Annotated in this window: 7 protein-coding genes; all 7 read left to right on the top strand. The window is 71.0% G+C overall.

The genetic code is table 11. The annotated features are described in order from the left end of the window. A partial coding sequence (locus tag ACFF45_RS14730) for a non-ribosomal peptide synthetase (RefSeq protein WP_381346407.1) occupies positions 1–950 on the top strand: 950 nt, incomplete at its 5' end. Further along, positions 947–5,344, top strand: a complete 4,398-nt coding sequence (locus ACFF45_RS14725; RefSeq protein ID WP_381346405.1) for a MupA/Atu3671 family FMN-dependent luciferase-like monooxygenase — start codon at positions 947–949, stop codon at positions 5,342–5,344. The genes ACFF45_RS14730 and ACFF45_RS14725, both read left to right, overlap by 4 nt. A gap of 73 nt (positions 5,345–5,417) precedes the next feature. Next, the gene (locus tag ACFF45_RS14720; RefSeq protein ID WP_381346403.1) at positions 5,418–7,907 is read left to right on the top strand and encodes a type I polyketide synthase; all 2,490 of its coding nucleotides are present in this window, start codon (positions 5,418–5,420) and stop codon (positions 7,905–7,907) included. Further along, positions 7,889–8,743, top strand: a complete 855-nt coding sequence (locus ACFF45_RS14715; protein ID WP_381346401.1) for a 3-hydroxyacyl-CoA dehydrogenase family protein — start codon at positions 7,889–7,891, stop codon at positions 8,741–8,743. Before ACFF45_RS14720 ends, ACFF45_RS14715 begins: the two co-directional genes overlap by 19 nt. Further along, complete coding sequence (locus ACFF45_RS14710; protein WP_381346399.1) at positions 8,740–9,039, top strand: acyl carrier protein; 300 nt, start codon at positions 8,740–8,742, stop codon at positions 9,037–9,039. The genes ACFF45_RS14715 and ACFF45_RS14710 overlap by 4 nt, the downstream gene beginning before the upstream one ends. Continuing rightward, positions 9,032–10,168: an acyl-CoA dehydrogenase family protein gene (locus ACFF45_RS14705; RefSeq protein WP_381346397.1), complete on the top strand. Its 1,137-nt coding sequence runs from the start codon at positions 9,032–9,034 to the stop codon at positions 10,166–10,168. Before ACFF45_RS14710 ends, ACFF45_RS14705 begins: the two co-directional genes overlap by 8 nt. Beyond that, on the top strand, positions 10,165–11,259 hold the full coding sequence (locus tag ACFF45_RS14700) for an HAD-IIIC family phosphatase (protein WP_381346395.1): 1,095 nt from the start codon (positions 10,165–10,167) through the stop codon (positions 11,257–11,259). The genes ACFF45_RS14705 and ACFF45_RS14700 overlap by 4 nt, the downstream gene beginning before the upstream one ends. The last annotated feature ends 48 nt before the right edge of the window (positions 11,260–11,307 follow it).

Here is an 11,307-nt window from a genome sequence, read left to right as displayed (position 1 = left end):
CACCTGCCACCGCGACATACCGCCCCCGACACCCACATGACCAAGCACTACTAGGTGTCCGCGGCGAACTGTTCCTCGGCGGCACGGCGGTGGCCCGCGGCTACGTCAACCGCCCGGAACTGACCGAACAGAGCTTCCGCACCGACCCCTTCACCGCTCAGCCCGGCGCACGCCTGTACCGCACCGGCGACCTGGTCCGCTGGCGCCCCGACGGCCAGCTGGAATTCCTGGGCCGCGCGGATGAACAGGTCAAGATCCGGGGCTTCCGGATCGAGCCCGGGGAAGTGGCGGCAACGCTCAGGGAGCACCCGGACGTACGGGACGCCGTCGTCGTCGCCCGCGCGTCCACGGCCGGTGCCGAAGCCTCGCTCACGGCATACGCCTGCACCGACGGCCGCAGCGCAACCGTTCCCGAGGACAAGCTGCTGGCGTTTCTTCAGGACCGGCTGCCCGTGTACATGGTCCCGGACAAGATCGTGCTGCTCCCCGCCCTGCCGCTCACCGAACACGGCAAGGTGGACCACGACGCGCTGGCCGCCCTGGCACCGAGCACCCCGGCCCAGCCCCCGGCGCAGCAGGCGCCGCAGACACCGACGGAGGAGCGCGTCGCCCGGCTCGCCTCGGCGCTGCTCCACGACCAGCCGGTGGGGCGCACGGACGACTTCTTCCGCGCCGGCGGCCACTCCCTGCTGGCGGCCCGGCTGGTGGCCCAGGTCAACGAGGCCTTCGGCGTCGAGGTCCCGATCTCCACGTTCCTCCAGCGTCCCACCGTGGCGAGCCTGGCGTACGCCGTGACCGCCGCCACGACAGGGCCGGAGACAGGCCTCGCCCCGATCACGCCGCGCAACCGCCGCACCGCCGTGCGGCCGGTGTCCGAACTCGGCCGGCCCAGTGACGAGGAAGGCGAGTCGCTCCTGCGCGACCCGCAGGAAACCGAGGTGCAGCCGTGAGCGCAGCCATCGAACCGGAAGCCGGGGAAGACAACAGTTCGGCTCCGCTGTCGTACGCACAGCAGCGCCTGTGGTTCCTCGACCAGTTGCAGCCGGGCAGCTCGGTCTACAACGTCCCGCTCGGCTATGACATCACCGGCCCGCTGAACCACACCGCGCTCGAACAAGCGCTGACCGAAGTCGTGCGGCGCCACGAGATCCTGCGAACCGCCTTCCGCTCCACCGGCGGCATCCCCCACCAGGTGGTCCTGCCGCCCGCCCCCGCCTCCATACCCGTCACGGACCTGACCGCACCCGGCCGGACGCCGGACGAGGCGCCGCGGCTCGCGGACGAGGAAGCCGGTGCCCCGTTCGACCTGGTGGCCGGCCGGGTCATCCGCGCCCGCCTGCTGCGCCTGGGCGAACAGCAGCACCGGCTGCTGCTCACCGTGCACCACCTCGCCTGCGACGCCGCGTCGGTCGGCACACTCGGCAGGGAAATCGACATCCACTACCGGGCCGCCCTGGCCGGCCAGGAATGCCGCGAGCCCGACCTGCCCATGCAGTACGCGGACTTCGCCGAGTGGCAGCACAGCACGCTGGCCGGAGCCGAACTCGACCGGCTGCTGGGGTACTGGACGGACCGGCTGGCCGGCATGCCCGCCCAGCACCTGCCCACCGACCACACCCGGCCACCGGTACAGAGCTACCGCGGCGCCGCGCTCACCTTCGAGCTGCCGCCGGCCTCGGTCCAGCGGCTCGAAGAGCTGGGCAGGACCGAAGGCGTCACGCTCTACAGCGTCCTGCTCGCCGCCTTCTCGATACTGCTGCGGGCACACGTCGGCCAGGACGAGGTCGTCGTCGGCACGCCGGTCTCCGGCCGGAGCCGGCCCGAACTGGCCCGCCTCATCGGATTCTTCACCAACACGCTGGTGCTCCGCTGCGACCTCACCCACGGCCCGACGTTCCGTGAGCTGATCCAGCGGCTGTGGACGGAAGTCAAGGGAGCGCTCGCCCACCAGGACCTGCCGTTCGAGAAACTCGTCGAAGAACTGCACCCCGACCGCGACCTCGCTCACAACCCGCTGTTCCAGGTGCTGTTCAGCTACCGGTACGAAGACGAAGGAACGGGGCTGCGCCTGGACGGCTGCCAGGTGCGCCCGGTGCTGGGCGACACCGGCGCGGCGAGGTTCGACCTCACACTGAGCCTCACACGGACCCCGGCCGGCGTGACCGGCCGCCTGGAGTACAGCACGGACCTGTTCGAGGCCACGACCGCCGAGCGGATCGCCGAACGGTACGTCAACATCGTCACCGCCGCCGCGCAGGCCCCCGACCGCCCCGTCGAAGAACTGGCGGTGCTGCCGGCGGACGAGCTCGCCACCCTGGCCGACTGGCAGACCGGCCCCCGGGCCGAGGCCCCCGACGCCCTGGTGCACGAACTGTTCGCGCAGCGGGTGGCGGCGACCCCCGACGCGGTCGCCGTGATCGCGGCCGACGCCACCTTGACCTACCGCGAGCTCGACGGGCTCGCCGACCGGCTCGCCGGCCGGCTGCGCCGGCTCGGCGTGGCACCGGACGAGCCGGTGGGCATCCACCTCGGCCGTACATCCCTGCTGATGGTCACCCTGCTGGGGATCCTCAAAGCGGGCGCAGCGTACCTCCCGCTGGATCCTGACTACCCGCCCGACCGACTGGCGTTCATGGTCGGCGACGCCGGCGTGCGGCTGGTCGTCGCGGACTCCGCCTCCGCCGCGGCCGCAGACCGCCTCGGCGCCGCCCACGTCGTGGTCCCCGACCCGGCCGCGACACCGGACGGCCCGCCCGACGGCCCGCCCGACAGCCCGCCCGCGGCAGTCACCGCCGACAACCTGGCGTACGTGATCTACACGTCCGGATCGACCGGACAGCCCAAGGGCGTCATGGTCACCCACCGCAACGTGGCCAACCTCTTCACCGGGATGAGCGACGTCTTCGGCGCCGACGAGCCCAGCACCTGGCTCGCGGTGACCAGCGTCTCCTTCGACATCTCCGTGGTCGAACTGCTGTGGGCGCTGACACACGGCCACCGGATCGTGCTGCGCCGTGAACCGCCCCTGCCGTCGGCCCCGGCCGCCGCGCAGTCGGCCGCGGTGGCCAAGGCCCGTGCCCGCCCCATCGACTTCAGCCTGCTCTACTTCGGCAGCGACTGCGAAGCCGGCTCCGACGACCGCTACCGCCTGCTCCTCGACGGCGCGAGGTTCGCCGACCGCAACGGTTTCACCGCCGTGTGGACCCCCGAACGCCACTTCCACCAGTTCGGCGGGCTGTATCCGAACCCCTCGGTGATGGCGGCGGCCGTCGCCGCGGTCACCGAGCGCGTCCAAGTGCGCGCGGGCAGCGTGGTCATGCCGTTGCACGACCCGCTGCGAGTGGCCGAGGAATGGTCCGCCGTGGACAACATCTCGGCCGGCCGGGCCGGCATCTCCCTCGCGTCCGGCTGGCACGCCAACGACTTCACGCTCGCACCCGACCGGTACGACAAGCGCAAGCAGCTGATGCTGGACGGCCTCGCCGAGGTCCGCAAGCTGTGGCGCGGCGAGAAGGTGCAGCGGCGCAACGGCATCGGCACCGAGGTCGAGGTCGGCGTCTTCCCCCGGCCCGTCCAGCCGGAGCTGCCGGTGTGGCTGACCAGCGCCAAGCACCCGGAAACCTTCCGGATGGCGGGCGAGGCCGGCACCGGGGTGCTCACCCACCTCCTCGGGCACAGCCTGGAGGAACTGGCCGAGAAGATAGCGCTGTACCGCAGGACCTGGCGCGAGCACGGGCACGGACCCGGGGACGGCCACGTGGTGGTCATGGTCCACACGTTCGTCGGCCCGGACATCGACGAGGTCCGCGAGCTGGTCCGGGAACCGATGAGCCGGTACCTGGAGACCTCCTTCGACCTGATCGCCTCGCTCGGCATCACCACCCGGAGCGCCGAGGACTTCAAGGCGCTGCCCCCCGAGGAACTGCGGCAACTGGTCGACCGGGCATTCGACCGGTTCTTCGCCACCGCCAGCCTGCTCGGCACACCGCAGGTCTGCGCCGACATGGTGGACCGGATGAAGGCCATCGGCGTCGACGAGGTCGCCTGCCTGATCGACTTCGGCGTCGAGGAGAAGGCGGCACTCGACGCCCTGACCCACCTGGCCACCGTCAGGGACATCAGCGACGAGCGCAGGAACGCCGCGCTGGCGAGGGCCGAGGAACCGATCGCCGAACAACTGCGCGAGCACGCGGTGACGCACCTGCAGTGCACGCCCTCACTGGCCCGTGCCCTGCTGGCCGACCAGGACGCGCGCGCCCAGGTGCGCCGGCTCGACCGGCTGCTGGTGGGCGGCGAAGCGCTCCCCGCCGACCTGGCCCGCGAACTCGCCGACACCGTCGCAGGCACGGTCCACAACATGTACGGGCCGACCGAGGCCGCGGTCTGGGCGACGACGTCCCGGATCCGGCCCGACGGCGGCCCGGTGACCATCGGGCGGCCGCTGGCGAACGTACAGGCCTACGTGATCGATCGCGACAGGCGGCTGTGCCCGACGGGTGTACCCGGAGAACTGTTGCTCGGCGGGGACGGCGTGGTACGAGGGTACTTCGACCGCACCGAGGTGACAGCCGAACGCTTCCAGCCCGACCCGTTCGCCGGCCGGCCCGGGGCTCGCCTCTACCGAACGGGCGACCTGGCCCGCTGGACGCCCGACGGCGCACTCGAATTCCTCGGCCGGCTCGACGACCAGGTCAAGCTGCACGGCCACCGGATCGAACTCGGTGAGATCGAGACGACGCTGGCCGAACACCCGAAGGTCCGCTCGGCAGTCGCCGTCATCCGGGGCATCGGCGCGGAACAACGGATCATCGGCTTCTACGTTCCGGCGACCGGCCAGCCCGCGACCGGCACCGAACTGCGCGCCTTCCTCGCCGCACGGCTGCCCGGCTACATGCTGCCCAGCGCCTTCCGCCCCATCGACGCGGTGCCGTTGACCCCGAACAAGAAGGTCGACCGCAGGGCACTGCCCGACCTGCCGGACGCACGGCCCGAGGGCACGACCGCGTACGCGCCACCGACGACCGCGACCGAACGGCTGGTCACCGACGTGTGGCGGGAGGTACTCGGCGTGGACCGGGTGGGCCTGGACGACAGTTTCTTCGACATCGGCGGGAACTCACTGCTCGTGGTCGTGGCCAGGGCACGCCTGCTCGAACGGTGCGACAGCGAGCTGTCGCTGGTGGACATGTTCAGCTACCCGTCCGCACGCGCACTCGCCGAGGCCCTCGACCGCAAGCCGGCCGAGGGGCCCGACGAGGCCGTCGGCGCGGGCGCCGCACGGGCAGCCGCCCGCCGCGTCGCCGGACAGGCCGCCGCACGCCGGGCGGGCAGGACGGGGGCGTGAGCGTGTTCGCGGACTCTTCGACATGGCATCAAGCCGATGGGGGCCTTGGGTGAGTACCGGGATGGAAGACGGAGTGGAGCCGATCGCGGTCGTCGGGCTCGCCGGACGGCTGCCAGGAGCCCCCACCATCGAGGCGTTCTGGCGCAACCAGCGCGACGGCGTCGAATCGGTCACCAGGTTCAGCACCCAGCAACTGGTCGACGCCGGCTGGCCGAAGGACATGGTCGCGCACCCCGACTACGTACCCGCCGCCGCGGTCATCGAGGACGCCGACCACTTCGACGCCGAGTTCTTCGGATACACCGAGGAACAGGCGCGGATCAGCGATCCGCAGCAGCGGATCTTCGCTGAATGCGTCTGGCACGCGCTGGAGGACACCGGTCATGACCCGGCGCGGTTCGACGGCGCCGTAGGCGTCTACGCCGGCTGCTTCGCCAATAAGTACCTGCCACTGAACCTGCTGGCGAACGCTCGGTTCCGCGGATCGCTGTCGGCCTTCTCCGCACGCCCCTACAACGACAAGGACTTCCTCGCGACCAGGGCGGCGTACCTGTGCGACCTCCGCGGCCCCGCGATGTCCGTGCAATCGGCATGCTCCACATCGCTCGTCGCCATCCACCTCGCCTGCCAGGCGCTGCTGGGCCACGAGTGCGACATGGCACTGGCGGGAGGAGTGGCACTGCCCATCCCGCTGATCGGCGGCTACCCCGTCGTCGCAGGCGGCATCTTCGCGCGTGACGGCCACTGCCGGCCCTTCGACGCCGCCTCCAGCGGAACCGTCCCCGGCTACGGCGTCACGGTCGTGGCACTGCGCAGGCTGAGCGACGCACTCGCGGACAACGACCACATCCGCGCACTCGTCCTGGGCAGCGCGGTCAACAACGACGGTTCGGCGAAATTCGGATTCAACGCGCCGAGCATGCAGGCACAGGCCGAGGTGATCGCCACCGCGCAGGCCGTCGCCGGCGTGGAGCCGCAGAGCATCGGCTACATCGAAGCCCACGGCACGGGCACCCCGCTCGGCGACCCGATCGAGGTGGCCGGCCTCACCAAGGCCTTCGACACCGGCGAACGCGGGTTCTGCGCGATCGGCTCCGCGAAGGCCAACATCGGCCACCTGGACGCCGCCGCGGGGGCGGCGGGCTTCGCCAGGGCGGTACTGGCCCTCGAACACGGCGAGATCCCGCCGAGCATCAACTTCGACGCGCCCAACCCGGCCCTGCTGCTGGACCGCACACCGTTCTACGTCCCGACCACCGCCCGCCCCTGGCCACGCGGCGCGACGCCGCGGCGCGCCGGAGTCAGCGCCTTCGCGGTCGGCGGTACCAACGCCCACCTGGTGCTCCAGGAAGCACCGGCACCGCGAGCCACCGAGCCGGACCCACGCGAGAGGCAACTGCTCGTACTGTCCGCACGCAGCGGCAAGGCCCTGGCGGACGCCGCGAGCAACCTCGCCGACCGTCTGGACCGCCAGGACGACCTCGACCTCGCCGACGTCGCCCACACCCTGCAGGCCGGCCGCCGCGAACTCCCGTTCCGCCGGCATCTGGTGTGCCGCGACCGGGCCGAGGCGACAGCCGCCCTGCGCGCACTGGCACGGCCCGGCACCGTGGACACCGCCGAAGGCGTGAAGGCCCGCCAAGTGGTCTTCATGTTCCCCGGCAGCGCCTCCCACCGGCCGGACGCCGCCACGGCGATCCACCGCGGCGAACCGGTCTTCGCCCAGGAGGTGGACCGCTGCGCGGAGCTGGCACGGCCACTGCTCGGCTACGACCTGCGCGCGTTGCTCTTCCCGTCCACCTGGGACGGCCCGCCGGCAGGACACGACGACCCGCGCGGCGTGCCGGCCGCGGCCTTCGGTCTGCAGTGGGCCCTCGCACGGCTGTGGCAGTCGTGGGGAGTGCACCCCACCGCGATGATCGGCGAAGGAGACGGCGAGTACGTGGCGGCCTGCCTGGCCGGCGTGATCGGCCTGGCGGACGCCATCGACATCACGGTCGCCGGTGCCGAGGCCCGCTCCCACGCCGGGGCGGGCGGAGTGCCCGACGTGTACGAGTCCGAGTTCACCGCCAAGGTGGCGGGCCACGAACTCACACCGCCGCAGGTGCCGTACATCTGTGCGGCGACCGGAACCTGGATCACTCCCGAGGACGCCACGGAACCGGCCCACTGGGCCCGCCACCTGCACGAACCGGCCCCCTTCGCCGACGGCCTGCGAGAACTGGCCGCCGATGACAGCCGGATCCTGCTGGAGGTGGGGCCGGACAGCACACTGACCGAAGCCGTCGCCCGGCAGGAGACTGCGAAGCAGCTGACGGCGCTGCCGTCGCTGACATCCGGGAAGAACGGCCAATCCGGTCCCGCCGCGCTGCTCGACACTGTCGGCAGGCTCTGGCAGTCCGCCGTCGACATCGACTGGGACGCCTTCAGCGGCACATCGCGACCGCGGCGAGTGTCCTTGCCGGGCTACCCGTTCCAGCGCAGCCGCTACTGGATCGGCCCCGACTCCGGCAGTTACGAACCACTGGGTTTGGAGGAAGCGTCATGGACGAGCCACTCGTAGCCGTCGTAGGGGCGGGTGTCATGGGCACCGGGATCTCGACGCTCGTCGTCGGACACGGTCTGCCCGTCGTACTGGTGGACATCGACGAAGGCGTACTGGATCGCGCCGCCGCCGCGTGCGCCGACGGCCTGCGGCACGCGACGCTGACGGGCGCGCTGCCGGCCGGGCGCACCCCGGCGCGACTGCGCACCACACTCTCACTGGACGATGTCGCCGACGCCGCGGTGGTCATCGAGGCAGTCACCGAACTGCCCGACAAGAAAGCGGAAGTCCTCGCCGGCGTGTCGGCGCTGGTCCGCCCCAGAACGCCCCTGATCTCCAACACCTCCGGCATACCCATCGACGAGATGGCCGCGTGGGTGAAAAGCCCGGGCGACCTCATCGGGACACACTTCATGAATCCCGCGTACCTGATCTCGATGGTCGAGGTGATCCGCGGCCCACAGACCGCGGACGAGACCGTCGAGTCGGTGCTCTCGCTGCTGACCCGGCTCGGCCGACGCGGGGTGGTGGTCCGTGACGCCCCGGGGTTCGTGACCAGCCGGCTCCTGCACCCGATGATCAACGACGCCGCACAGGTGGTCAGCGCAGGCACCGCCACCGTCGAGGACGTGGACACCCTGATGCAGGGCTGCCTCGGACATCCGACCGGCCCACTGCGCACCGCGGACCTGATCGGAATCGACAACCTCGTCGACGCCCTGGAGGCGCTGTACGCCAGGACCGCCGACAAGCGGTGCCGTCCCAGCGAACTTCTTCTCGAGAAGGTCCGGCGAGGCGAACTCGGCCGAAAGAGCGGCCGCGGTTTCTACACCTACAGTGAGGCAAAGTCATGACACCGGAACAGCAGACCGACAAGGCGCCCTTCGACGACGTGGAGGCCGTCGCCGAAGAGATCACCAGGTTCGTGGCCGAGCAGACCCGCACCAGCCCCGAGGTGGACCAGGACCTCTTCATGACCGGGATCGCCAACTCCATGTTCGCCATGCAGCTGGTCGTGTTCCTGGAGCAGACCTACTCCGTGACGATCGCCGGACCGGACTTGCAGATGTGCAACTTCCGCACGGTCAAGAGCATGGCCGCGCTCGTCGGCCGGCTCCGGGCAGAGTCTGCCGCAGACAGCGATGTCTGAGCCGCTCTGGCCAGGGCACCAGGACATCTGGCGTCTCGTCCGGGACAACGCCGGCGCATGGGACATCGCCGGCGAGATCCCACGAACCGTCCTGAGCGAACTCGGCCGCGCCGGCGTGCTCTGCGCCGAAGTGCACAAGCAGTACGGCGGACTCGGCCTGGGCAGCCAGGAGAGCGGGGCGCTCACCGCGCACGCCGGGAGCCTGTGCAGCTCCGTGCGCAGTGTGATGACCTCGCAAGGCATGGCGGCGTGGACCGTGCACCGCCTCGGCACCCCTGACCAGCGGGCCATGTTCCTGCCGCAACTGACCGGCGGCCGGCTCGCGGCAGTCGCCTTCAGCGAGCCGGACGCCGGCAGCGACCTCGGCGCGATGACCACCGAGCTGCGGTTCGCCGGTGACACGGTGATCGTGGACGGCAGCAAGACGTGGATCACCGCCGCGGCCTATGCCGACCTGATCGTCGTCATCGGGAAAGCGGGCGACGACGCGGCAGCGGTCGTCGTGCCCACGAACGCCGAGGGAGTCGAGATCGAGAAGGTCCCGCACCCCATCGGCTGCCGTGCGGCGGGCCACGCGCAGGTGCGGCTGGACAACGTACGCCTGCCGGCTGCCAACGTGCTCGGCGGCACCGGACTGTCGCTGCCGTTCCTGGTGACGACCGCCCTGGCCTACGGCCGGATGTCGGTGGCATGGGGCTGCGTCGGCATCCTGCGCGGCTGCCTCGGCGCGGTGACCGAGCACGCGAGATCGCGGCGGCAGTTCGGCAAACCGATCGCGGAGCACCAGCTGGTCTCCCGCAGGATCGCCGAGATCTACGCCGCCGAGCAGGTCGCCACCGCGGTGTGCCGGCACGCCGGCGAGTACTGGGAGTCGGGTTCGCCGGACCTCGTGATCGCCACCGTCCTCGCCAAGCACGTCAGCGCGACCCAGGCCGTGCACGCGAGCGCGTCGGCCATGCAGATCATGGCCTCGGCGGGCGCATCGGACGGCCACGTGGCCGCCCGCGCCTACCGGGACGCGAAGCTGATGGAGATCATCGAGGGCAGCAGCGAGATATGCCAGCTCGAACTCGCCAGACACGCCCTGTCGACCGGGAACAGCACAACACGGCAGGAGGAGTTCCAGTGAGCGGACCATTGCCACCGGACGAACCGGTCACCACCGTCAAATGTGTCGTCTGGGACCTGGACAACACGCTGTGGAAAGGCACCCTCCTCGAGGGCGACGACGTGGCCGTCGACGACCAGGTCTACGAGACCATCGTGGGCCTCGACTCCCGCGGCATCCTGCAGGCCGTCGCCAGCAAGAACGACCACGACCCCGCCTGGAAGCGCCTGGAGGACCTCGGCATCGCCGAGTATTTCGTGCTCGCCAGGATCGGGTGGGGCCCGAAGTCGACGTCGGTACGGGAGATCGCCGACGAACTGAAGTTCGCCCACCACACGATCGCCTTCGTCGACGACCAGCCGGCCGAACGCGCCGAGGTGGCGTTCCACCTGCCGCAGGTGCGCTGCTACCCGGCCGAGTCGGCGCCCGGACTGCTGGCGCTGCCCGAGTTCACCCCGGCAACGGTGACCGTGGACTCGCGCCGCCGCCGGGAGATGTACCAGGCGAACGCGCGGCGCCAGGCCGAGCAGGAGTCGTTCGGCGGCCCGTCGGAGGAGTTCCTGCGCTCGCTGGACCTCGCGATGGACATCCGCCGAGCCACCGCCGACGACCTGTCCCGGATGGAAGAGCTGACACTGCGCACCAGCCAGATGAACGCGACCGGTGTCCACTACTCCGACGCCGACCTGCGCGCACTCCTGGACGACGCACGCCACGAGGTCCTGGCGGTGACGATGAGCGACCGCTTCGGGGCGCACGGAGCGGTCGGTGTCGCGCTCCTGGAGACCGGGGCGGCGGTGTGGCACCTGAAGCTCCTGGCCACCTCGTGCCGGGTCGTCTCGTACGGCGCCGGCGCCACCGTGCTGAACTGGCTGATCAGCGAGGCGGCGACGGCCGGCGCCCATCTGGTCGCGGACTTCCGGCCGACCACACGCAACCGGATCATGGAAGTCGCCTATCGGTTCGCCGGGTTCACCGACGAGCTCTGTGCCTGCCTTTCCGAACTGCCACCGCCGCGCGACGGGCAGACGCAACGACTGCACATCACACCGGCACCGAGACCGGCGCCCGGCACGATGCGTCTCACCACCGTCCCACTGGCCTCGGCCTGACAGTCGATTCCTCCGCGCGTGCGATCGCGCCGGCCGTCGTCGCGTCGA

Origin of the sequence: Streptomyces cinereospinus, from assembly GCF_042430725.1 — a bacterium.
GTDB classification, from domain to species: Bacteria; Actinomycetota; Actinomycetes; order Streptomycetales; family Streptomycetaceae; genus Streptomyces; species Streptomyces cinereospinus.
The sequence above is the reverse complement of the archived record's forward strand: the minus strand, read 5'-3'. Positions and strand labels throughout refer to the sequence as shown.

Excerpts from the sequence above, each read along its gene's own strand:
- ACFF45_RS14710 (WP_381346399.1), top strand. The coding sequence starts at position 8,740 with ATGACACCGGAACAGCAGACCGACAAGGCGCCCTTCGACGACGTGGAG.
- ACFF45_RS14715 (WP_381346401.1), top strand. The coding sequence starts at position 7,889 with ATGGACGAGCCACTCGTAGCCGTCGTAGGGGCGGGTGTCATGGGCACC.
- ACFF45_RS14705 (WP_381346397.1), top strand. The coding sequence starts at position 9,032 with ATGTCTGAGCCGCTCTGGCCAGGGCACCAGGACATCTGGCGTCTCGTC.